This is a genomic window from Pseudomonas sp. URMO17WK12:I11 (genome assembly GCF_007677725.1).
Taxonomy (GTDB): Bacteria; Pseudomonadota; Gammaproteobacteria; order Pseudomonadales; family Pseudomonadaceae; genus Aquipseudomonas.
Genome location: NZ_VEDF01000014.1, coordinates 59,372 through 78,980 on the forward strand (window position 1 = coordinate 59,372; position 19,609 = coordinate 78,980).

Here is a 19,609-nt window from a genome sequence, read left to right on the forward strand (position 1 = left end):
TCACTCATCGATCAGTCGAACACCTCGATAGGGCCGACTGCGCGGGCCAGAACCCGCCGTCCGCCCAAGGAATCACGCCATGCACGCTTCGAACCTCGCCCTGCCCCTGAGCCAACCACACGCGGCCAACACCACCGTCAGCCAGCGCCTGCCCAGCCCGCACCTGCTCAAGCAGCAAATGCCATTGCCCAGTGACCTCGCCCAGCAGGTGCACAGCCACCGCCAAGCCATTCGCGCCATTCTCGAAGGCCGCGACGAGCGCCTGCTCGTGGTCGTCGGGCCTTGCTCGATCCACGATCCCCGCTCCGCCTTGGAATACGCCGATCGCCTGGCGAACCTGAGCCGTGAGGTCGACGACAAACTGCTGCTGGTCATGCGCGCCTACGTGGAAAAACCGCGCACCACGGTGGGCTGGAAGGGCCTGGCCTACGATCCGCACCTCGATGGCAGCGATGACATGCACGCCGGCCTTGCCCTGTCCCGTGGCTTGATGCTGAACATGATCGAGCGTGGCCTGCCGGTCGCCACCGAGTTGCTGCAACCCATGGCGGCGGGCTACTTCGACGACGTGCTCGGTTGGGCGGCGATTGGCGCGCGCACCACCGAGTCGCAGATTCACCGGGAAATGGTCAGCGGCCTGGCGTTGCCGGTCGGGTTCAAGAATGGCACCGACGGCGGTATCGGCATCGCCTGCGATGCCATGCGCAGCGCGGCCGCGTCGCACCGCCACTTCGGCATGGATGCCCAGGGCTACCCGGCGATCATCGAAACCCTGGGCAACCCAGACACCCACCTGGTGCTGCGCGGCGGCCACCAAGGCCCGAACTTCGATGCCGGGAGCGTCGCCCAGGCCCGCCAAGGGTTGGCCAAGGCCGGTTTGCAAGCCCGCATCATGGTCGACTGCAGCCATGCCAACAGTGGCAAGGACCCTGCCCGTCAGCCTGCCGTGTTCGACGACGTGCTGGCCCAACGCCTGGCCGGTGACCGTTCGCTGGTCGGGGTGATGCTCGAGGGCCACCTGTTCGACGGCTGCCAGACCCTGGGCAAGGGCACGCTCAAGTACGGCGTGTCGATCACCGATGGCTGCCTGGGCTGGAGCGCCACCGAAACCCTGTTGCGCCAGGCGGCGATGCGGCTGTAAGGCCGATGCAGCAAGCCTGGCGAGACACGACCCGATCAAGTGCGCTAGGCTTGCCGTCTTTACCCCCCAAGGAGTAGTACCCATGGCACGCGCCACCGCCCGCCACATCCTCGTCAACTCGGAAGAAAAGTGCAACGAGCTCAAGGCCCAGATCGAAGCCGGCGCCGACTTCGCTGAAATCGCCAAGGCTAACTCCACCTGCCCATCCAGCCGTCAAGGCGGCGACCTGGGTTCCTTCGGCCCAGGCCAGATGGTCAAGGAATTCGACACCGTGGTGTTCAGCGCCCCGGTCAACACCGTGCAAGGTCCGGTCAAGACCCAGTTCGGTTATCACCTGCTGGAAGTCACCAGCCGCCAGGATTAAGTCATCGCCTTGATGGCCCTTTGCGTGGGAGCGATGCTGTTGCGCCGTGGCCGGCTCACCAAACGGTGCGCCCAGGCCACCCGCTTGCCTGAGCCGATCCATGAACAGGCGGTGCCGGCCGTCGTACCGTCGCTCCCACGCTGGCTTTCAGCACTGGCGCTGTCATGCCTGTGCTTGACCAGCCACGCTGCACCTACCCACGCCCTCACCGTCTATGGTGAAGCGCCTCGCTATAGCGAGGCATTCCAGCATTTCGACTACGTCAACCCCCTGGCCCCCAAGGGCGGCCTGCTGCGGCGCTCGGCCATCGAAATAGGCCAGTTCGACCACGTGTTGCCCTATATCGACAAAGGTACCGGCGTCAGTCAGGTCGATGGCTGGTTGTACGCGCCCCTGGCGCAGCGCTCTTTCGACGAGCCCTATACCGTCTACGGCCTGATTGCCCGGCGCATGGAGCGCGGGCCGGATGACGCCTGGCTGCGCTTCGAGATCGACCCCAAGGCGACTTTCGCCGATGGTCAGCCAGTGCGCGCCGAGGATGTACGGTTCACCTTCGACAAGCTGATGGCCGAAGGCAGCCTCAAGTACCGTACCCAGTTCGCCGAGGTTGCCGCCGTCACGGTCGAGGGCCCGCGACACGTGCGTTTCGACTTCAAGCAGCCCCACGGCCGAACCTTGGCCCTGGACTTGGCCAGCCTGCCAGTACTGCCCGAGCACGATTGGGCCCGGCGCGACTTCACCAACGGGGGCGGCTTCGAGCAGCCGGTCGGCAGCGGCCCCTACCGCATCGGGCGCATCGATAACGGGCGCAGCGTCACCTTCGAGCGCGACCCGAAGTGGTGGGCCAAGGACCTGCCGGTCAATCGCGGGCGCTATAACTTCGAACGCATCCGCATCGAATATTTTGGCGACACGGAAGTGGCACGCCAGGTGCTCAAGGGTGGCGGTTATGACTACAACCGGGAGTTCTCGGCCACCGCTTATACCCTCGGCTACAACGGCGCTCCGCTGGACGACGGGCGCCTGCAACGCGCGCACCTGGCGCCGGCCAAGCCGCAGGCGGCGCAGGGCTTCGTGTTCAACCTGGACAAAGCCATGTTCAAGGATCGCCGCGTGCGCCAGGCCCTGGCCATGCTGTGGGACTTCGAGTGGAGCAACCGGCAGATGATGCGCAACCTGTACATCCGCCAGCAGAGCGTATTTTCCAACACGCCGCTGGCGGCGCGGCAGTTGCCGGACGCAGGTGAGTTGAAGCTGCTCGAACCGCTCCGCGGGCAGATTCCGCACGAGGTATTCGAGCACGTGTACAGCGCGCCAGTCACCGATGGCTCAGGCATCATTCGTACGCAGCAGCTGCAGGCGCTCACCTTGTTGCAGCAGGCCGGGTGGCAGCCCGATGGCGACCACCTGGTCAATGCCCAAGGCGAGCCGCTGGCATTCACCTTCCTTAACGGTCAGTCGGGCATGGAGCGCCTGCTGCTGCCCTGGAAGCGCAATCTGGCGCAGATCGGCGTCACTTTGAACATCCGCAATGTCGACGCCGCGCAATACGTCAATCGCCTGATGGCCCGCGACTACGACATGATCGTCACCGGCTATCCGGTAACGCTCTCGCCCGGCGCCGAGCTGTACAACTACTTTGGCTCCGCCGCGGCCAACGACCCTGGCTCCAACAACCTGATGGTGCTCAAGGATCCCGCGGTGGACCGACTGATCGACGGCCTGGTGCGCGCCGACACACAAGCCGACATGTTGCGCCATGCCCGAGCCCTGGACCGGGTGCTGCAATGGAACTACTACTGGATTCCCAACTACTACCCGCCCGGAACCTCGACCGTATGGTGGAACCGCTTCGGCCTGCCGCGCACCCAGCCCGCTTATGACGAAGGCCTGGACAGCTGGTGGGAAGTCAGCCCGGCGGCGCTGAGCAATGCCCAGATGGCCGACCGACAGAAGACCCAGCCATGACCGCCTACATCCTGCGCCGCTTGCTGTTGATCATCCCGACGCTGCTGGCCATCCTGCTGGTGAACTTCGCCATCGTTCAAGCAGCGCCCGGTGGCCCGGTCGAGCAGGCGGTAGCGCGTTTGCAGGGGCTGGGCGGCGGCGGTGCCGGCGCGCGAGTGGAGGTGGCAGCGGGCGAGTCGCGCGCCTCGCGAGGCCTCGACCCGCAGCTGATCGAAACCATCAAGCGCCAGTACGGTTTCGACAAGTCCCCCGCTGAACGTCTGTGGCTGATGCTGGGCCAGTATGCTCGGCTGGACTTCGGGCAGAGCTTCTTCCGAGGGGCCAAGGTCACCGACCTCATCCTCGACAAGTTACCAGTCACCTTGTCGCTGGGCTTTTGGGCCACGCTGATCACGTACCTGGTCTCGATCCCGCTTGGTATCCGCAAGGCGGTCAGGCACGGCAGTCGTTTCGACGCCTGGAGCAGCGCGTTGATCGTGGTGGGTTACGCCCTGCCGTCGTTTCTGTTCGCGCTTCTGCTGATCGTCGTGTTCGCCGGCGGCACATCGCTCAATTGGTTCCCGGTACGCGGCCTGGTCTCGGACGACTTCGAGCAGCTCAGCCTGCTGGGCAAGCTCGCCGATTACTTCTGGCACTTGGTGCTCCCCGTCGGCGCCCTGGTGATCGGCGGCTTCGCCACCTCGACCTTGCTGACCAAGAACGCCTTTCTCGACGAGATCGCGCGCCAGTACGTGGTCACCGCCCGCGCCAAGGGGCTCAGTGAACGGCAGGTGCTCTACGGTCACGTGCTGCGCAACGCCATGCTGCTGGTGCTGGCCGGCCTGCCACAGGCGCTGATCACGGTATTTTTCGCCGGCTCCTTGCTGATCGAGGTGATTTTCTCGCTCGACGGCATTGGACGCATGAGTTACGAGGCCGCAGTGGCACGCGACTACCCAGTAGTCTTCGGCACGCTGTTCATCTTTACCTTGGCCGGCCTGCTGTTTCGCCTGATCGGTGACCTGGCGTTCACCGTGCTGGACCCGCGTATCGATTTCGAGACGAGGGCGCACTGATGCTTTCACCGGTATCACGGCGGCGCCTGCAGCGTTTTCGCCGCAATCGCCTGGGCTGGGTGTCGCTGTGGCTGTTCGGCGGCCTGCTGCTGCTCAGTCTGTGCGCCGAGCTGGTCGCCAACGACAAACCCTTGCTGCTCGGCTACAAGGGCGAGCTGTATGTCCCGGCGCTCAAGCGCTACACCGAGCAGCAGTTCGGTGGGCAATTGCCGTTCCAGCCTGACTATCGCAGCGCCTACGTGCGCCAGTTGATCGACAGCCAGGGTGGCTGGATGCTGTTCGCGCCCATCCCGTTCAGCGCCGATACACCCAACTACGACCTGCAAGTGCCAACTCCCAGTGCGCCGAGCCTGAGCAATTGGCTGGGTACTGACGATCAGGGCCGCGATGTATTGGCAAGGGTGTTGTACGGCACGCGCACCTCGCTGTTGTTCGCCTTTGCGCTGACCGTGGTCAGCGTGCTGATCGGCCTTGCGGCAGGTGCGCTGCAGGGTTATCACGGCGGCTGGGTCGACTTGCTCGGCCAGCGCCTGCTGGAGGTGTGGTCAGGGCTGCCCGTGCTGTACCTGCTGATCATTCTCAGTGGCTTCGTCGAGCCGGACTTCTGGTGGCTGCTCGGGATCATGGCGCTGTTCTCCTGGCTGACCCTGGTCGATGTAGTGCGCGCCGAGTTTCTGCGCGGGCGCAACCTGGAATACGTCAAGGCGGCCCGCGCCTTGGGTCTGTCTGACACCCAGGTGATGCTGCGCCATGTCTTGCCCAATGCCATGAATGCCACGCTGACTTATGTGCCATTCATGCTCACCGGTGCGATCACCACGCTCACCGCGCTGGACTTCCTTGGTTTCGGCATGCCAGCAGGCAGCGCTTCGCTGGGCGAGCTGGTGACCCAGGGCAAACAGCACCTGGAGGCGCCTTGGCTTGGCTTTACCGCGTTTTTCGCCCTGGCCTTGATTCTCTCGCTGCTGGTGTTCATCGGCGATGCCCTGCGCGAGGCGTTCGATCCGCGGCGTTGAGCTCATCGGTGGGCGGCAGGCGACAAGCGCCGCCAGTGCGTACTACTCTGGCGCACTCAATCTGCAACATTGGAGGAGCAGCGCATGACCCTGACTGGCAAAACCGCACTCGTGACCGGCTCAACCAGTGGCATCGGCCTGGGCATCGCCCAGGTGTTGGCCCGCGCGGGGGCGAATATTGTGCTCAATGGCTTTGGCGAGCCGTCTGCGGCCATGGCCGAAATTGCCCGGCATGGAGTCAAGGTGATCCATCATCCAGCCGACCTTTCGGATGTCACGCAGATCGAGGCCTTGTTCGATTCGGCCGAGCAGGCGTTCGGGGGCGTCGACATTCTGGTCAACAACGCCGGCATTCAGCACGTGGCACCGGTCGAACAATTCCCGGTCGCCAGTTGGGACAAGATCATCGCCCTGAACCTGTCGGCGGTGTTCCACGGCACGCGGCTTGCCTTGCCCGGCATGCGTCAACGCAATTGGGGCCGGATCATCAATATCGCTTCGGTACATGGGCTGGTGGGTTCGACCGGCAAGGCGGCTTATGTCGCAGCCAAGCACGGTGTGGTCGGCCTGACCAAGGTGGTCGGGCTGGAAACCGCCAGCAGCAATGTAACCTGCAACGCCATCTGTCCCGGTTGGGTATTGACGCCATTGGTGCAGCAGCAAATTGACGACCGCGCCGCCAAAGGGGTCGATCCGCAGCAGGCGCAGCATGACCTGCTGGCCGAGAAACAGCCTTCGCTGGCGTTCGTCACGCCCGAGCACTTGGGCGAACTGGTACTCTTTCTGTGCAGCGAAGCCGGTAGCCAGGTTCGCGGGGCCGCCTGGAACGTCGATGGTGGCTGGTTGGCCCAATAAGAGGCCAAGCAGGCCTGGCCGCGTTTCGCACCTGTTCATCTGCAAGGAGGCCTTATGCGCCCTTTCACCTTCATCGCGCTTGCATCCCTGAGCCTGGCGGCTACTCCGCTGCTGGCGGCCAGCCTCAAGGACGTTGCGCCCTACCCCGAAGCCGAGGCCGGTTTCACCCGCCAGGTCATCCACCTGCCCGCACAAGACGATGAGTCCGAGTACAAGCTGGAGATTCTGGCGGGCAAGACGTTGCCGGTCGACTGCAATCGTCAGCACCTGGGCGGTAGTTTGCAAGCGCACACGCTCGAAGGCTGGGGCTACAGCTACTACCGTCTGGACAAGGTCAGTGGCCCGGCCAGCACGCTGATGGCCTGCCCCGACCAGAGCAAGACCGACGCCTTCGTGCCCGTGGTGGGCGATGGTTTCATGCTGCGCTATAACAGCAAATTGCCGGTGGTGGTGTACGCACCTGAAGGCGTGCAAGTGCGTTATCGCTTCTGGTCGGCATCGCCTGAGGTGCGCACTGCCCACGTGGAGTAGTCTTTCGCGGGGCTGCGCGCCGGCGACTGGACGAAGCCCCACGATCAGGCATAATGGCGCCCTTTTTTGCTCTGCGAAGCACAGGTGTCCGATGAAAGCGCAAGCCCGTCATATTCTGGTCAAGACCGCTGACGAAGCCGAAAAGCTCAAGCAGCGCATCGCCAATGGCGAGGCCTTCGACGTGTTGGCGAAGAAGTTCTCCACCTGCCCGTCAGGTAAGCGTGGCGGCGACCTTGGTGAGGTCCGTCCGGGTCAGTTGGTTGGCGCGATTGACCAGGTGATCTTCAAGAAGCCGCTGCGCGTGGTGCATGGCCCGATCAAGAGCAAGTTCGGTTATCACCTGGTGCAAACCTTCTACCGCGATTAAATGGCCACGGGCCACCTAGCATTTCTGCCAGTTGCCCGTTTCGCCTCGCATCACCTACAAACATCGGCAGGGCCGAGGTGGCGCACGCTGCGCTGCCGCTGGTAGTGGTCCGTTCAATGGCCACGGAGACCTGCCCATGCGCTGCCCTCGCCTGCTTGCGCCCGTTGCACTGCCCTTGCTCGTCTTGCCGCTGCTCGCCCCCGCCGAATCACTGGTCGTCGGCCCGGGCGACGACCTTGGAGCGGTCAGCCAGACACCTGCCATCGACGATTTCTTCATGTCAGGTGGAACCGTGCAATCGCTCAATCAAGGGCAAGGCTACGACACCTTCGAAATGACCGGTGGACGAATCGTCGGGGCTTTCGAGGACGGTGATTCGGCCCTGTTCAAAGGCGGTCGGATCGGCCGGGTGGACCTTAAACTGGCCGACAACTATTTCGAGATGTCCCAGGATACGGCGGTCGAAACCCGCATCGATGGCAACCTGGTCAGCGGTTTCGGCAACGACACCATCATCCTTCGCGGCGGCACCATCGGTGGCAACATCAGCACCAGTGGCGGCGTCGACCTCATCACCATCAGCGGCGGCACCCTGCAGGGCAATGTGCTGGCCAGCGCTGGCAACGATGTCTTCACCTGGTCCGGTGGCAGCATCGGTGGCCGGGTAGATCTGGGTATCGGAGACGACATGGCCCTCATCAGTGGCCTCAACGCGCAGGCCTTGACGGTCGATATCGATGGCGGCAGCGGCATCGACAGCCTGCAGTTCAGCGCCAGCGAGATCCCAGGCGGCGCCCGTTACTTGAATTTCGAGTCCATCGAGCTGCTCGGCAGTCGATTGACGCTTGACGATCCCCTGACACTCGGCGACGCCGACACCGGTACCGGCCGCCTCGCGCTCGACGTCAACAGCACGCTGACGTCACGCCAGGGCTCGATCTCGCCTTTTGACAGTGGGCAGTTAGCCACCTTGAGCAATAGTGGCACCCTCGACCTGCGCCGAGGTAACGACGCCCTGGGGCGGCTGACGATCAACGGCGATTACCAGGGCAACGATGGCCAGTTGCGCGTCAACAGCGTGCTGGCCGGTGACGACTCGCCGTCTGACCGCTTGATCGTCAGCCGCGGCGCAATCAGCGGCAGTACCCGCTTGAGCGTCACCCATCTTGGCGGCCTTGGCGCTGCTACCGCGCAAAACGGTATTACCGTGGTCGAGGCGCGTGACGGTGCTACCAGCAGCTCCAACGCCTTCGTGCAGACCCAGACGCTGTCGGTTGGCGCGTACGACTACAGGTTGTTCAAGGGCGGTGTCACCGCGGGCAGCGAAAACAGCTGGTACTTGCGCTCGACCTTGGTCGCAGCGCCTGCCCCGCAACCCGTGCCGCCAATCGAGACGCCACCTGAGCAGCCTGAACAACCGGGACAGCCCGAGCAACCTGAGCAACCTGAGCAACCTGAGCAACCTGAGCAACCTGAGCAACCTGAGCAACCAGGACAGCCTACCGAGCCGGGCACGCCCTCCGAGCCTGCGGTTCCTGCCCCAGCGGTGTCGCCACCGGTCGCGGCCCCAGCGCCTGGCCAGCCCGACCTGCCAGCTGCGCTGCCCGGTCAGAGCCTGCCCCTTTATCGCCCTGAAGTGCCGGTCTATGCCGCAGCGTCCAGAGGCGCCGCGCTCATTGCCCGCCAGGCACTGGGCACCTTCCACCAACGCCAAGGCGACCAGCGCCTGCTCAAGGGTAAGGGCGGCCTGCCGGCCAGTTGGGGGCAAGCCTACGGCGCTGACGTGCGGCAACAGTGGAGCGGCAGCGTGAGCCCGCGCCTGGACGGCAGGTTGTACGGCTTCAAGGTGGGCCAGGACGTCTATGCCCGGCTCAGCGACAGCGGCTACCGCCAGCACCTGGGCGTGTATGTCAGCCATGGCCGCCTGGATGCAGACGTCCAGGGCTTCGCGCTGGCCATGGAAAATCGTGATGTCGGTGATCTGAAGCTCGATGGCGACAGTGTCGGCGCCTACTGGACCTTGGTTGGCCCCCACGCCTGGTACCTCGACGGCGTGTTGCAGTACACCACGCTCGACGGCCGCGCCCGTTCCACGCGCGGCAACAAGCTCGAGATCGACGGCCATGCCTGGACGGCTTCGCTTGAATCGGGTTACCCGATCCGCCTGTCCGAGCGCTGGAGCCTGGAACCTCAGGCCCAGCTGATTGCCCAGAAGGTCGCGATCGACAGCGCCAACGACAGCGTTTCGCGGGTCAGCCATGACGCACAACTGGAGCTGAGCGCCCGCCTTGGCGTGCGCCTCGAAGGCGCGTTAGGCAGCGCCAGTGGGCGTTCGTTGCAGCCCTATGTGCAGCTCAACCTGTGGCATGGCGACGGCGGGCGCGACACCTTGACCTTCGACAAGCTCGACACCGTCAAGACCGACTACCGCTACACCTCGATTCAGGTCGAAACCGGCCTGGTAGCACCGATCAGCGATGCCCTGAGCGTGCACGGCAGCGTGCAATACTCCAGCAACCTCGACAGTCGCCAGCAACAGGCCAGCGGTATCAACCTGGGACTGCGCTGGCAATTCTAGCGGCGCGCGGCCAGCAGCCTGATCGATGCTGTAGCATGCAGGGTGCTGTCATCCTGCATTGCCAATCAAGGATCTGCCATGCCCACTGCCCGCCTGCAACTCTGGCGCGACCCAGCGCTGCCCTGGGTGGAAAGTCGCCGCGCCTGTCATAGCCGTGCCTGTTACCAGGCGCACAGCCACCCCACCCTGTCGATCGGTGCCGTGGATGCAGGCTACAGCTGGTTCACCGGCGCCAGTGACGGGCGCGAGCGGCTGACCCCTGGCACGCTGGTGCTGGTACCGGCGCAGCGAGTCCATGCTTGCAACCCTGATCCAGGTCGGGCCTGGAGCTACCAGATGCTGCACGTGGACGCCGGCTGGTTGACCCGCCTGCGCCTGGAGTCGGGCCTCGCTGCCGTCGGGCCCGCTGCGCCGGCACGCATCAGCCGGCAAGCGGTGCTGTACCAAGCCTTTTGCGCACTGAACGATTTTTTGTTTTCCAGTGCAAGCACCGGCGAGAAGGAAGCTGCGCTGGTGGCATTTCTCGGCGACCATGATTTTGCCGCGCAGCCTGCAGCGCAGGCCGCCCCGGCTCCGGTACTGGGTAGCGCTGCCTTGGCTGCGCTGATCGAATACATCCAGACCCAGGACCCGGCTCAGCTGAGCCTCCAGGCACTTGCGCAGCAGGCCGGACTCGGCCGTTATCAACTGATCCGCGCCTTCCGCGCGGCGACGGGTTTGACGCCGCATGCCTATCTGCTCAACGCACGGGTCAACCGCGCACGGCAACTGCTGCTCGATGGTCTGCACCTGGCCGATGTCGCCTACCAACTAGGCTTTGCCGACCAAAGTCATTTCCAGCGGGTGTTCAAGGCCCATGTCGGCGTCACCCCCGGCCAGTACCGCCAGGCGCAATAATCTTCAATACCCGCCTGGGTCGCTGATCGCAAACTGCGGCTTTGCTGACCAGAGGCCGCCCATGCAACAATTCCTGATCATCGCCTGCGCCCATTTTCTTGCACTGCTGTCGCCTGGCCCGGACTTTTTCCTGGTAGCGCGCACGTCCATTGCCGCAGGTTGGCGCCTGGCCAGCGGGGTCTGCTTGGGCATCGCCCTGGCCAATGCCCTGTTCATCGCCACGGCCTTCGCTGGGTTGGCCATCCTGCGTGAAGGCAGTGCGCTGTTCATCGCCCTGCAACTGGCCGGCGCGGGCTACCTGCTGTACATCGGGTCGTTGTTTGTGCGCCATGCTGGGCGCAGTGGATTGGCCTCGGTGGCTGCCAATACGCGAGTTCACAGCTGGTGGCGCAGCTTGGGCACGGGTTTTCTGTCAGCGTTGCTCAACCCCAAGAACGCCCTGTTCTATGCAAGCCTGGCTGGCATGCTCGCCAGCGCCAGCGTTGGCTGGAAGTGGGCCTACAGCCTCTGGATGTTCGGCGTCGTGCTGGTGTGGGACCTGCTGGTGGCGCTGGCCATCGGCAACCCGCTGTTGTTGCGGCGTTTCGTGCGTGCGCTGCCATGGCTGGAACGTGCGTGCGGGCTTATGCTGATGGCGTTGGCCGTGGCCCTGGTGTTCCATATGGCGCGGGGTTGAGCAGGCGCAGGCGGTGCAGGTCCATCAGGCTGAAATGGCCACTGGCCCAGCCTGCGGTATCCAGATACCAGACATTGCCTAGCCGCTTGGCCTGCAACACCGGCGTGTGGCCCACCACCAGCGCCTGCACGCCTTGTACCGGTGTGGCGTTGGCGCTTTTCAGGCGTCGGCGCGACCATTGGCACACTTCGCGCACCTGCGCGTCATCGTCGAACAGCAGGCTGTCACGCAGCGCCGGCCAATCGTCGAAGGGGCTGTCGGCGTGCAGCAGCCCTACCGGGCCAGTGGGCGTCTGCAGTTCCAGGGCGATCGGCAGCTGCAGAAACTGCTCGACGAACACCGCCTGCCGCTCCCTGGGGCTGTCGATGAACCAGCCACCCCCGGCAGCACGGTACATCTGCAGGTCGAGCCTGCCGCCGTGGAAGCAGCTGATCGCCAGCGCCTCATGGTTACCCTGCACTGCATGAAACCAAGGCTGGGCCAGCCAATCCAGGCACTGTTCGCTGTGCGGTCCGCGATCGACCAGATCGCCGACGCTGAATAGCCGGTCGACGGCCGGATCGAAATCTACCGCATCCAGGCACTGCTGCAAGCGTTGGAAATGCCCATGGATATCGCCCACAGCCAAATCACGCCCTTTGCTATTGGCGGCTACCCGCCGAAAATGGCTCATCACGTACTCCTGTGCGCTTGGCGCTGTCTGCCCTCAGCATGGCACAGTGCGATCCCAAGCGGCAGGCGATGATGGCACCTGCCGTGCTGGTGCAGGTGGATGGACCAGTAGTATGCTCGGCACTTCACTCATTGGGGGAATGGACTCACCATGAAACTCTGCGCCGCTTTGCGTGGCTTATGAAATTCCTGCTCGCGACACTGTTCAGCTTTGGCGTTACTTACTATGTGGTCGGCCTGTTGATCCAGGGCCACATGACTGACATCGCCGAAGGTCTGCGTCATCGGCCCGACGCGCCGACGCCTGGGGAGTACCTGCGCGAGGTGCAAGCCCATGCGCGCCGGGCACGTCGGCGCTATACGTTGGGTGCCGGAGCGGTGACGGCCCTGATCGTATGCCTGCTGCTGAGCTGGCTGAGCTGAGCTTGGCGTCAGAAATCCAGAGCCAGGCTCTTGCGCCCTTCCAGCGCCAGCAAGTACTGCTTGGCCGCCAGGCCGCCAGCGAAGCCGGTCAGGCTGCCTGACGCACCTATGACCCGGTGGCAGGGCGCGATGATGGAAATCGGATTGCGCCCATTGGCTGCCCCCACCGCACGTACGGCAAGGGGGCTGCCGATTTGCCTGGCAATGTCGCTGTAGCTGCGCGTCTCGCCAAATGGGATCGTCAGCAGTGCCGTCCACACCTGGCGCTGGAATGCGGTGCCGGCAAAATCCAGCGGCAGGTCGAACCGTCGACAGGACCCGGCGAAGTACGCTTGCAACTGCCGTGCGGTCTCGCGCAATAGCGGATGCTGGTCATCGCGGTGCAGCGCGCCGAGTCGTACCCGGTCATGCCGCTCGACTTCCCACAGTACTGCTGCCAGTCGCTCGCCGCGCGCAACGAGCGTGAGCGTGCCAACGGGAGACGGCAGGTAGGTGAATGCATTGGACATTACACAATCCTGTTGAAGATACGTGCGCTCACCTTAATACGGCTGCCTTGCCATCACGCTCGGTTTCTTGCGCGTTAATCAATTGAGCAGCAATTAGCAGTGATGCCTTGCAATTAATTTGAAAATAAATGAATCGCTGCATTGCCGCGCAGGTCAAGAATTATGAATGCAGTAAGTCTGACGAGGTGAAACATGACCATCGAAGCAGAAACTCTCGCTGAACTGACCCAGGCCCTCAAAGCCCAGGGTGCCAAACGAGTGGCTGACCTGACATTCATCCGCGCGCCGTATCGGGTTGGCCATCGCTGGATCTGCAACGTCGAGCAACGCCGCGCAAACCGCTAAGTGCATGCTGTATGAGGGCCGGCCTCCCCGGCCCTCATGCACCCATGCCAATGCAGTCGTTCAGTCAAGGCACTCCCGCGCGGCAACCCGTAACTTGTTGGTCGACAAGAAGCTGCCTTTATAGAAAGTTGCTCGACTGCCCTCTTTCGATTCGATAACTTCCAATACTTCATCAGAAGCGATGGCACTCGGTGCGGTAATACGGTAGCCGTGATTGATTGACTTCTTTGTTGTCTGTGGCGACAGCGCCTGCCACTTCGGCAGTACGCAGGCGGTATATTCCGACGGCGACTTGACTGTCAGTTTGCTCGCCGTGGGCTTACCGGGATTGGCGCAACCGACCAGGCTCAACGCCACGGCGCCACTCAATACAATACGAAACATAGGCATTTGCATTTGACCCATCTGGAACATGGCGCATTCTAGCTCGGTTATCGCTTGAGCGGTATTGTCGAACCTTGCCCTCGCGCCAGGGTTAAGGCGCCAATGGGTTATTTCTTTAGGTGAGCGGAACGATTTCATACGGCCATGATTCTCATGCGTATCAAGCGCACTGTTCAGGAGAATCCCATGGTGTGGTGGCTGGAAATCCTCGCCCAATTCGTGACTTCCACGGGCCTTGCCGTGTCGAGCATCTTCGTCTTCTGGGCCTACACCCTGGCATTTGGCAGAGGCTACACAAAAGTGTTGTCGGCGGCGCTGGCAGCCGCACTGTTGAGCATTGCCGCATTCCCCCATGGGGTCAGCTTCGTGATGGGCAACCAACCCTTGCTTGGCAATGGCAGCGAATTCGTGCTGCTGCTGGCTGACGCCTTGGGCGTGATCACCGCCGTACTGGTTGCCTCGTTCTTCTTCAGCCCTGGGCGCTTGTTCGACGAAGCCTGAGGCCGGCTTATCGATCGGCCGCTCAGGGATTAGAGATCAGGCCCCTTGGTTCCAGTGATAGGCAATGGTCAATACCGCCACCACCAACACGACCTCGACCACCAGGTAGACGCCGTAAAAATCTTCCGCAAACATAGTTAGAACTTCCCCAGGCAGACAACAGACCAATGTTCGCCGCACCTCTGCGTGTTTCGGCTTATCGCTCAGAGCCGACGCCTGGCGCGGAAGTTCAGCCGAATTTCAACCTTCGTCGCATGCCTAGGAGAGACTTGATGAGTATTCGTAGCCTGGCTAAAAACCTGCCGGCTGACCCCGCTCGAGAAGGCTGGGTATTGGGCTGGGGTGTGCTGCGCGATCTTCATCCGTGGCATTTCGTCGATATCTATGCAGACCAGAGCACTGCTCAGGCTGAAGCGCGCCGTCGTGGTGAAGATTATGTCGTCGAGTTTGGCTCGCATCGACTTGGCTCGAACGACTTCATCTGTGGCGTGACGCCGCCTGAGGGCTGACAGGCGCTCAGCATTTGACCGTCCACAACTGATCGAGCCGCGTGGTATAGGACTGGCTCAACAGCTCCCTTCGCATTGCCCAATCCGCCGCAGCCGGCACGCTCGCGGTGCGCAAGGTACCCCTGCCCCAGCGCTGGTTGATATCGTCCATCACCTGCATCAGCCGGGCACAGTCCGGTGACTGCTCGAGCGCGAACAGGTCCTGGGAGAATTCGCCCGGTTGCCGTAGATCCATCAACAGCACCTCGGCCTTGCTGTAGCGCATGCCGGGGCGAAAGATGCGCGACACCGCGTCGGTCGCCAGGCGGGTCATCAGCAAGGTGTCGCAGGTCGGGTACGGCAGCTCGACCAGGGCGCCCTGGGCATGGTGCAGTTCGTCGGGGTTGAGCATGCCGGTGCGAATGCTGATGCGCATGCGCTTGCACACCGAGCCCTGCGCGCGCAGTTTCTCCGCCGCACGGCCGACGTAGGTGGCGACCGCCTGCTTGATGGGTGCGAGTTCGCTCAGGCGCCTGCCGAACATGCGACTGCAGCAGATTTCCTGCTTCGGCGGCTCAGCCTCATCCAGCTCAAGGCACGAGGTGCCAGCCAGCTCGCGAGCGGTCTTCTCGATCACCACGCTGAATTTCTCTCGCAGCGTCCAGGCGTCGGCTTTGGCCAGATCCATTGCCGTGTGAATGCCCATCGCCTCCAAGTGCGCGCTCATGCGCCGGCCGACGCCCCACACCTCTTTGACCTCGGTGTTGCGCAACACCCAATCACGCTTGAATGGCTCGGTAATGTCCACCACCCCGCCGGTCTGGGCCAGCAGGCGCTTGGCGGTGTGGTTGGCCAGCTTGGCCAGGGTCTTGGTCGTGGCGATGCCGACCCCCACCGGTATGCCGGTGCATTGGACGATCTTCGCGCGCACCTGCCGGCCGAAATGAGTCAGGTCACCCTGGATGCCTGAGAGGTCGGCGAAACATTCGTCGATGCTGTACACCTCGGTCGCCGGCACCATCGACTCGATCAACGACATCACCCGCTCGCTCATGTCGCCATAAAGCGCGTAATTGCTGCTGAAAGCCACGACGCCATGGCGGCGCAGCTTGTCCCTGGCTTGGAAATACGGCTCGCCCATCTTGACGTACGGCTTGGCGTCGTAGGACCTGGCGATCACGCAGCCATCGTTGTTGCTCAGCACCACGATTGGCGTCTTGGCGAGGTCCGGGCGGAACACGCGTTCGCAGCTCGCATAGAACGAGTTGCAGTCGATCAGCGCGAACACCGGCTCATTGCGCATGGTCACGCACGCTGTAGCGCACCACGCCCCAGAGCAGCAGCTCATCGCCTTCGAGGATATGCCGCGGCGGATAGGCGGGATTTTCCGACTTCAGCATCACCACGCCATCACGGCGGTACAGGCGCTTGCACACGGGCTCGCAATTGACTGCAGCTATCACCACGTCACCATGCTCGGCCTCACGGCTGCGATCCACGATGACAATGTCGCCTGAGTAGATACCCGCCCCTTGCATGCTGTCGCCTTCGACTTTCACCAGATACATATGGGGCGCACGCAGGTCAAAGAGTTCGTCAAGGGAGATATGGCCTTCCAGGTGGTCCGCTGCAGGCGAGGGAAAACCGGCAGGAACGCGAAATGCATAGAGCGGAAGAGGTTCAGTACTGCCGGCTGGCGTACCCAGGTAGGTGATGGTCATGATGGAAGGTCCGATGCAAACTGTATGCATATACAGTAAATCCAGCATTGGCCGCCGGGTCAATCCTGGCTCGCGATAATTCTGACGGACGAGAGGTTAATCATGTGCGGACGGTACTCGATGTACGAGTCGATGGATCATTACTTGCGGCAATTGTCGCTGGATCTGGTGGTGATCAACGGCTATGACGCGGAACCGATCAGCCGCTACAACGTCGCGCCATCGACGCAGGTACCGCTGCTGCGCCAGGTTGAAGACGGCGTGCGTGTGGACCCGCTGCGGTGGGGCTGGTCGCCGTTCTGGGCCAAGGGCAAACGCCCCGACCCGATCAATGCCAGGGCCGAGACGGTCATGACCGGCAAGTTCTTCAGTGAGCTGTGGCCGGCCGGGAGAGCCTTGGCGCCGGCCAATGGCTGGTACGAGTGGCTGCCTGATCCTACCGAACCCAAGCGCAAGCAACCTTACTACATCACCAGCGCCGACGGTTTGCCGCTGTATTTCGCCGCATTGGCCCAGGCGCACCCGGGGCTCGAAGCTGATCCGCGCGATGGCTTCGTGATCATCACCGCCGCTGCCGACCAAGGTTTGCTCGACATTCATGACCGCAAGCCCCTGGTGCTGGCGGCCGACACCGCGCGCGAATGGCTGGACCCGGCCACCACGGCCGAGCGTGCGGCAGCCATCGTGCAGCAGGGCTGCAGGCCGGCGGCAGAGTTTCACTGGTACCCGGTGGACAAGGCGGTCGGCAACGTGCGTAACGACAACGAGACGTTGATTGATCCGATAACTGACCAAAATGCTCAAGGTCAGCTAGAGTTTTAATGTGTACCCGCACCGTGAGATACCCATCATGCTAAAACAAGAAGCAGACGATGTGATTGAGCGTATCCGGGCCGACCTGATGCGCCATGGGGTGGTGATCGGTTTCGATCCGGAGCTGACCCCGGAGCAGTTCGGATGCGACCTGGACCATCATGTTGCGCACGCCAGAGACGATCAGGAAAACCGCGTCGTGCGTATCGTCATTCATGACGAGGGGCTATGGGCGCAACTTCGCCAGGGCACGGTCTACCGCTGCATCGTCAGTGAGTGCCAGGGCAAGCTGTTTGGCATGCCCATGACGATCGAGCCGAGGACCGATGCCTCCTACACCATTTTGTACAAGCTCTGAACGTCCATAGGGTTGGCTGCTGGCCAGCCAACCCTATGGACGTGCGTGGCACCCGCCGAAGGAATCGGAACTCTACGACAAGGAAGCGACCATGCAGTCTTTTGGTAACGTAACCGCTAACGGCAAGACTTATCTATACCCCGCCCTACCCCCCGCAGACCGCCTGTGGGTCGACGAGAACCAGCATGTGCATTATTGGTGTTCGGTTCAGGACGATGCGGCGGGCACTTCTCAATATCCGCGCACCGAGGGCCGGCAGACGCTGCCAGGCTCCAGTGAATCGTTCAACTGGACACCGGGCAGCGGAAGGCACGCGATGGCCGGCCGCGTGCGCGTGCAAAGCGCTCCATCCAGCGGCAAGGTCATCATCGGGCAGATTCACGCAGTCAACGCGCCCAACCCGTTTCTCATGGTGACCTGGTGGAGCGGCTCGGTACGCATCGAGTCACGCAGCTCGCCGCTTGGGCTTGCCCGCACGTTGTTGGAGAAGCCCGTAGCATTGGCGCAGACCTTCGAGTACAGCGTGCAAGTCGATGAGGGTGGAGAGCTCAGCGTTTCGCTCGATGAGCTGAGCACCAATATGGCCGTGGGTTCGGGCTGGAAAAAGTTTCAGTTCTACTTCAAAGCGGGTGCGTATGTGATTGATAACAAAGGGAAGGCATCGGAGGGAGGTTGGGTGGTTTATGAGGGATTTGAGGTCGTCGGTTGACCGACTGCAGCTTTCGAGTAGAGCCAGCGCTTACCTAGCCATACGAATGAGAGGTTAATGTCCGCAACCTGACCCTTTTAAACAAAGGATCAGGTTGCAGTGACTTACAGACCCAGCTCGGTCAGGCCCGGATGATCATCCGGGCGGCGCCCCAGAGGCCAATGGAATTTACGCTCGCTCTCCTGGATGGGCATGTCATTGATGCAGGCGAAGCGACGGTGCATCAAGCCATCGGCTTCGAACTCCCAATTCTCGTTGCCGTAGGAGCGGAACCAGTTACCTGAATCATCGTGCCACTCATAGGCATAACGCACGGCGATCCGGTTGTCGGTGAAGGCCCACAGTTCCTTGATCAGGCGGTAGTCCAACTCTTTTTTCCACTTGCGGGTCAGAAAAGCCTGTGCCTCTTCGCGATTATTTGCAAATTCGGCTCGGTTACGCCATTGGGTGTTCAGCGTATACGCCAGGGCGATCTTTTCTGGGTTGCGCGTATTCCAACCATCTTCAGCGAGTCGGACTTTCTCAATTGCCGACTCGCGAGTGAAAGGCGGCAGTGGCGGACGAGCTTGTTCATTGGACATGGGGGTACCTCCAGGTGAGTGGATGAAGCAAGACGTTGCGCAGTGGTTGAATCAGGTTGTGACGGTCAAACCTTATGGTCGCTCGGCGTGGGTGAGCAGCAACTTGGCTATTTCTCTGGCGCTGTCGAGGGCGGTAAAGTCGCCCATCACCCGAGCGACGGTGATCGTGCCCTCTATCAGCAGGAAGAACTGCCGGGCTAACGCGAGCGGATCTTTCACGCCCAGTTGATTCGTCAGCTCCACGGTGTAATCCAGCAGCTTTTGTTTATGCAGCTTGGCGATCTGCCGGACAGGGTCCTCGGCATCACCGACCTCCCCTGCCGTGTTGATGAACGCGCACCCTCGAAAACCGTCAGATGCAAACCAACTGCTGAGCACATCGAACATGCCCAGTAATCGATCCTGAGGTGAACGGGCCTTTTCGCATTCGCTACGAAACCACTGCATCCAGCGGACATCGCGTGCATTGAGCGCCGCTGCAGCGACGTCGTCTTTATTGGCGAAATGACGATAAATACTCTTGCGGGCAACGCCCGAGGTTTTTACCAGCAAGTCCATGCCAGTAGCATGGATGCCATTTTCGTAAATTAGCCTTTCAGCCGTGGCCAGAATCTTTTCGCGGGTATCGGTCATTTGCTTGTCCATGGATGCAGAGTA

General features: G+C 62.3%; 25 protein-coding genes. 18 read left to right on the forward strand and 7 right to left on the reverse strand.

The window, feature by feature from the left end:
- Positions 1-79 precede the first annotated feature (79 nt).
- The 11 genes from FS665_RS21005 (at position 80) to FS665_RS21055 (ending at position 11,448) form a co-directional block, all read left to right on the forward strand.
- Complete coding sequence (locus FS665_RS21005) at positions 80-1,141, forward strand: 3-deoxy-7-phosphoheptulonate synthase (protein WP_145192926.1); 1,062 nt, start codon at positions 80-82, stop codon at positions 1,139-1,141.
- An 82-nt stretch (positions 1,142-1,223) separates the two neighbouring features.
- Positions 1,224-1,505: a peptidylprolyl isomerase gene (locus FS665_RS21010; protein ID WP_054899523.1), complete on the forward strand. Its 282-nt coding sequence runs from the start codon at positions 1,224-1,226 to the stop codon at positions 1,503-1,505.
- A gap of 33 nt (positions 1,506-1,538) precedes the next feature.
- On the forward strand, positions 1,539-3,473 hold the full coding sequence (locus FS665_RS21015; RefSeq protein ID WP_145193031.1) for an extracellular solute-binding protein: 1,935 nt from the start codon (positions 1,539-1,541) through the stop codon (positions 3,471-3,473).
- A complete protein-coding gene (locus tag FS665_RS21020; protein ID WP_145192928.1) occupies positions 3,470-4,528 on the forward strand; it encodes a microcin C ABC transporter permease YejB in 1,059 nt (352 codons plus the stop codon). Before FS665_RS21015 ends, FS665_RS21020 begins: the two co-directional genes overlap by 4 nt.
- Entirely contained in the window at positions 4,528-5,544 is a 1,017-nt protein-coding gene (locus FS665_RS21025; protein ID WP_145192930.1) for an ABC transporter permease, read from the forward strand. The genes FS665_RS21020 and FS665_RS21025 overlap by 1 nt, the downstream gene beginning before the upstream one ends.
- Before the next feature lie 84 nt (positions 5,545-5,628).
- Entirely contained in the window at positions 5,629-6,399 is a 771-nt protein-coding gene (hbdH, locus tag FS665_RS21030) for a 3-hydroxybutyrate dehydrogenase (RefSeq protein WP_145192932.1), read from the forward strand.
- A gap of 54 nt (positions 6,400-6,453) precedes the next feature.
- The gene (eco, locus tag FS665_RS21035) at positions 6,454-6,930 is read left to right on the forward strand and encodes a serine protease inhibitor ecotin (protein ID WP_145192934.1); all 477 of its coding nucleotides are present in this window, start codon (positions 6,454-6,456) and stop codon (positions 6,928-6,930) included.
- A gap of 91 nt (positions 6,931-7,021) precedes the next feature.
- On the forward strand, positions 7,022-7,297 hold the full coding sequence (locus tag FS665_RS21040; RefSeq protein WP_008095636.1) for a peptidylprolyl isomerase: 276 nt from the start codon (positions 7,022-7,024) through the stop codon (positions 7,295-7,297).
- 136 nt (positions 7,298-7,433) lie between these two features.
- Entirely contained in the window at positions 7,434-9,875 is a 2,442-nt protein-coding gene (locus FS665_RS21045; RefSeq protein ID WP_145192936.1) for an autotransporter outer membrane beta-barrel domain-containing protein, read from the forward strand.
- A 78-nt stretch (positions 9,876-9,953) separates the two neighbouring features.
- Entirely contained in the window at positions 9,954-10,772 is an 819-nt protein-coding gene (locus FS665_RS21050) for an AraC family transcriptional regulator (RefSeq protein WP_145192938.1), read from the forward strand.
- A 61-nt stretch (positions 10,773-10,833) separates the two neighbouring features.
- A complete protein-coding gene (locus tag FS665_RS21055) occupies positions 10,834-11,448 on the forward strand; it encodes a LysE family translocator (RefSeq protein WP_145192940.1) in 615 nt (204 codons plus the stop codon).
- Here FS665_RS21055 and FS665_RS21060 read toward each other — a convergent pair.
- Positions 11,396-12,121: a metallophosphoesterase gene (locus tag FS665_RS21060; RefSeq protein WP_145192942.1), complete on the reverse strand. Its 726-nt coding sequence runs from the start codon at positions 12,119-12,121 to the stop codon at positions 11,396-11,398. The genes FS665_RS21055 and FS665_RS21060 overlap by 53 nt on opposite strands.
- 179 nt (positions 12,122-12,300) lie before the next feature.
- Between FS665_RS21060 and FS665_RS21065 the strand changes: the two genes are divergently transcribed.
- On the forward strand, positions 12,301-12,543 hold the full coding sequence (locus FS665_RS21065) for a hypothetical protein (protein ID WP_145192944.1): 243 nt from the start codon (positions 12,301-12,303) through the stop codon (positions 12,541-12,543).
- A gap of 8 nt (positions 12,544-12,551) precedes the next feature.
- Here FS665_RS21065 and FS665_RS21070 read toward each other — a convergent pair whose 3' ends face one another.
- Positions 12,552-13,052, reverse strand: a complete 501-nt coding sequence (locus tag FS665_RS21070; protein ID WP_145192946.1) for a methylated-DNA--[protein]-cysteine S-methyltransferase — start codon at positions 13,050-13,052, stop codon at positions 12,552-12,554.
- 192 nt (positions 13,053-13,244) lie between these two features.
- Between FS665_RS21070 and FS665_RS23460 the strand changes: the two genes are divergently transcribed.
- A complete protein-coding gene (locus tag FS665_RS23460) occupies positions 13,245-13,397 on the forward strand; it encodes a hypothetical protein (protein ID WP_178108386.1) in 153 nt (50 codons plus the stop codon).
- Between the two features lie 60 nt (positions 13,398-13,457).
- On the opposite strand, the gene FS665_RS21075 is transcribed toward FS665_RS23460, so the two are convergent.
- Positions 13,458-13,787, reverse strand: coding sequence for a hypothetical protein (locus FS665_RS21075; RefSeq protein ID WP_145193033.1), 330 nt, complete (start codon positions 13,785-13,787; stop codon positions 13,458-13,460).
- 138 nt (positions 13,788-13,925) lie between these two features.
- On the opposite strand from FS665_RS21075, the gene FS665_RS21080 reads away from it, so the two are divergent.
- The gene (locus FS665_RS21080) at positions 13,926-14,282 is read left to right on the forward strand and encodes a hypothetical protein (RefSeq protein ID WP_256675121.1); all 357 of its coding nucleotides are present in this window, start codon (positions 13,926-13,928) and stop codon (positions 14,280-14,282) included.
- A gap of 272 nt (positions 14,283-14,554) precedes the next feature.
- Positions 14,555-14,791 carry a hypothetical protein gene (locus FS665_RS21085; protein WP_145192948.1) on the forward strand — a complete coding sequence of 79 codons (237 nt, stop codon included), beginning with the start codon at positions 14,555-14,557 and terminating at the stop codon, positions 14,789-14,791.
- A gap of 7 nt (positions 14,792-14,798) precedes the next feature.
- Here the strand turns inward: FS665_RS21085 and FS665_RS21090 are convergent, their stop codons facing one another.
- Both FS665_RS21090 and FS665_RS21095 read right to left on the reverse strand, forming a co-directional pair.
- Complete coding sequence (locus FS665_RS21090; protein ID WP_145192950.1) at positions 14,799-16,073, reverse strand: Y-family DNA polymerase; 1,275 nt, start codon at positions 16,071-16,073, stop codon at positions 14,799-14,801.
- Positions 16,063-16,491, reverse strand: coding sequence for a LexA family transcriptional regulator (locus FS665_RS21095; RefSeq protein WP_145192952.1), 429 nt, complete (start codon positions 16,489-16,491; stop codon positions 16,063-16,065). Before FS665_RS21095 ends, FS665_RS21090 begins: the two co-directional genes overlap by 11 nt.
- 102 nt (positions 16,492-16,593) lie before the next feature.
- On the opposite strand from FS665_RS21095, the gene FS665_RS21100 reads away from it, so the two are divergent.
- From FS665_RS21100 to FS665_RS21110, 3 genes are all read left to right on the forward strand, one after another.
- Positions 16,594-17,313: an SOS response-associated peptidase gene (locus FS665_RS21100; RefSeq protein ID WP_145192955.1), complete on the forward strand. Its 720-nt coding sequence runs from the start codon at positions 16,594-16,596 to the stop codon at positions 17,311-17,313.
- Positions 17,314-17,341: 28 nt separating this feature from the next.
- Positions 17,342-17,662 (forward strand): hypothetical protein, encoded by a 321-nt coding sequence (locus tag FS665_RS21105; RefSeq protein ID WP_145192957.1) that lies wholly within the window; start codon positions 17,342-17,344, stop codon positions 17,660-17,662.
- 91 nt (positions 17,663-17,753) lie between these two features.
- Positions 17,754-18,371, forward strand: a complete 618-nt coding sequence (locus tag FS665_RS21110; RefSeq protein ID WP_145192959.1) for a polysaccharide lyase family 7 protein — start codon at positions 17,754-17,756, stop codon at positions 18,369-18,371.
- 104 nt (positions 18,372-18,475) lie between these two features.
- On the opposite strand, the gene FS665_RS21115 is transcribed toward FS665_RS21110, so the two are convergent.
- Together FS665_RS21115 and FS665_RS21120 are read right to left on the reverse strand one after the other, a co-directional pair.
- The gene (locus FS665_RS21115) at positions 18,476-18,952 is read right to left on the reverse strand and encodes a nuclear transport factor 2 family protein (protein WP_145192962.1); all 477 of its coding nucleotides are present in this window, start codon (positions 18,950-18,952) and stop codon (positions 18,476-18,478) included.
- A gap of 72 nt (positions 18,953-19,024) precedes the next feature.
- Positions 19,025-19,585, reverse strand: a complete 561-nt coding sequence (locus tag FS665_RS21120; protein ID WP_145192964.1) for a TetR/AcrR family transcriptional regulator — start codon at positions 19,583-19,585, stop codon at positions 19,025-19,027.
- Positions 19,586-19,609 lie beyond the last annotated feature (24 nt).

What these genes read in the sequence shown, in the direction of transcription:
- FS665_RS21070 (WP_145192946.1), bottom strand. Translation starts at nt 13,052, where the DNA reads ATGTCCAATGCATTCACCTACCTGCCGTCTCCCGTTGGCACGCTCACG.
- FS665_RS21090 (WP_145192950.1), bottom strand. Translation starts at nt 16,073, where the DNA reads ATGCGCAATGAGCCGGTGTTCGCGCTGATCGACTGCAACTCGTTCTAT.
- FS665_RS21025 (WP_145192930.1), top strand. Translation starts at nt 4,528, where the DNA reads ATGCTTTCACCGGTATCACGGCGGCGCCTGCAGCGTTTTCGCCGCAAT.
- FS665_RS21085 (WP_145192948.1), top strand. Translation starts at nt 14,555, where the DNA reads ATGAGTATTCGTAGCCTGGCTAAAAACCTGCCGGCTGACCCCGCTCGA.
- FS665_RS21115 (WP_145192962.1), bottom strand. Translation starts at nt 18,952, where the DNA reads ATGTCCAATGAACAAGCTCGTCCGCCACTGCCGCCTTTCACTCGCGAG.
- FS665_RS21075 (WP_145193033.1), bottom strand. Translation starts at nt 13,787, where the DNA reads ATGCCTATGTTTCGTATTGTATTGAGTGGCGCCGTGGCGTTGAGCCTG.
- eco (WP_145192934.1), top strand. Translation starts at nt 6,454, where the DNA reads ATGCGCCCTTTCACCTTCATCGCGCTTGCATCCCTGAGCCTGGCGGCT.
- FS665_RS21065 (WP_145192944.1), top strand. Translation starts at nt 12,301, where the DNA reads ATGAAATTCCTGCTCGCGACACTGTTCAGCTTTGGCGTTACTTACTAT.
- FS665_RS21040 (WP_008095636.1), top strand. Translation starts at nt 7,022, where the DNA reads ATGAAAGCGCAAGCCCGTCATATTCTGGTCAAGACCGCTGACGAAGCC.
- FS665_RS21050 (WP_145192938.1), top strand. Translation starts at nt 9,954, where the DNA reads ATGCCCACTGCCCGCCTGCAACTCTGGCGCGACCCAGCGCTGCCCTGG.
- hbdH (WP_145192932.1), top strand. Translation starts at nt 5,629, where the DNA reads ATGACCCTGACTGGCAAAACCGCACTCGTGACCGGCTCAACCAGTGGC.
- FS665_RS23460 (WP_178108386.1), top strand. Translation starts at nt 13,245, where the DNA reads ATGACCATCGAAGCAGAAACTCTCGCTGAACTGACCCAGGCCCTCAAA.
- FS665_RS21110 (WP_145192959.1), top strand. Translation starts at nt 17,754, where the DNA reads ATGCAGTCTTTTGGTAACGTAACCGCTAACGGCAAGACTTATCTATAC.
- FS665_RS21055 (WP_145192940.1), top strand. Translation starts at nt 10,834, where the DNA reads ATGCAACAATTCCTGATCATCGCCTGCGCCCATTTTCTTGCACTGCTG.
- FS665_RS21060 (WP_145192942.1), bottom strand. Translation starts at nt 12,121, where the DNA reads ATGAGCCATTTTCGGCGGGTAGCCGCCAATAGCAAAGGGCGTGATTTG.
- FS665_RS21020 (WP_145192928.1), top strand. Translation starts at nt 3,470, where the DNA reads ATGACCGCCTACATCCTGCGCCGCTTGCTGTTGATCATCCCGACGCTG.
- FS665_RS21120 (WP_145192964.1), bottom strand. Translation starts at nt 19,585, where the DNA reads ATGACCGATACCCGCGAAAAGATTCTGGCCACGGCTGAAAGGCTAATT.
- FS665_RS21005 (WP_145192926.1), top strand. Translation starts at nt 80, where the DNA reads ATGCACGCTTCGAACCTCGCCCTGCCCCTGAGCCAACCACACGCGGCC.
- FS665_RS21080 (WP_256675121.1), top strand. Translation starts at nt 13,926, where the DNA reads ATGATTCTCATGCGTATCAAGCGCACTGTTCAGGAGAATCCCATGGTG.
- FS665_RS21045 (WP_145192936.1), top strand. Translation starts at nt 7,434, where the DNA reads ATGCGCTGCCCTCGCCTGCTTGCGCCCGTTGCACTGCCCTTGCTCGTC.
- FS665_RS21100 (WP_145192955.1), top strand. Translation starts at nt 16,594, where the DNA reads ATGTGCGGACGGTACTCGATGTACGAGTCGATGGATCATTACTTGCGG.
- FS665_RS21105 (WP_145192957.1), top strand. Translation starts at nt 17,342, where the DNA reads ATGCTAAAACAAGAAGCAGACGATGTGATTGAGCGTATCCGGGCCGAC.
- FS665_RS21095 (WP_145192952.1), bottom strand. Translation starts at nt 16,491, where the DNA reads ATGACCATCACCTACCTGGGTACGCCAGCCGGCAGTACTGAACCTCTT.
- FS665_RS21010 (WP_054899523.1), top strand. Translation starts at nt 1,224, where the DNA reads ATGGCACGCGCCACCGCCCGCCACATCCTCGTCAACTCGGAAGAAAAG.
- FS665_RS21015 (WP_145193031.1), top strand. Translation starts at nt 1,539, where the DNA reads ATGCTGTTGCGCCGTGGCCGGCTCACCAAACGGTGCGCCCAGGCCACC.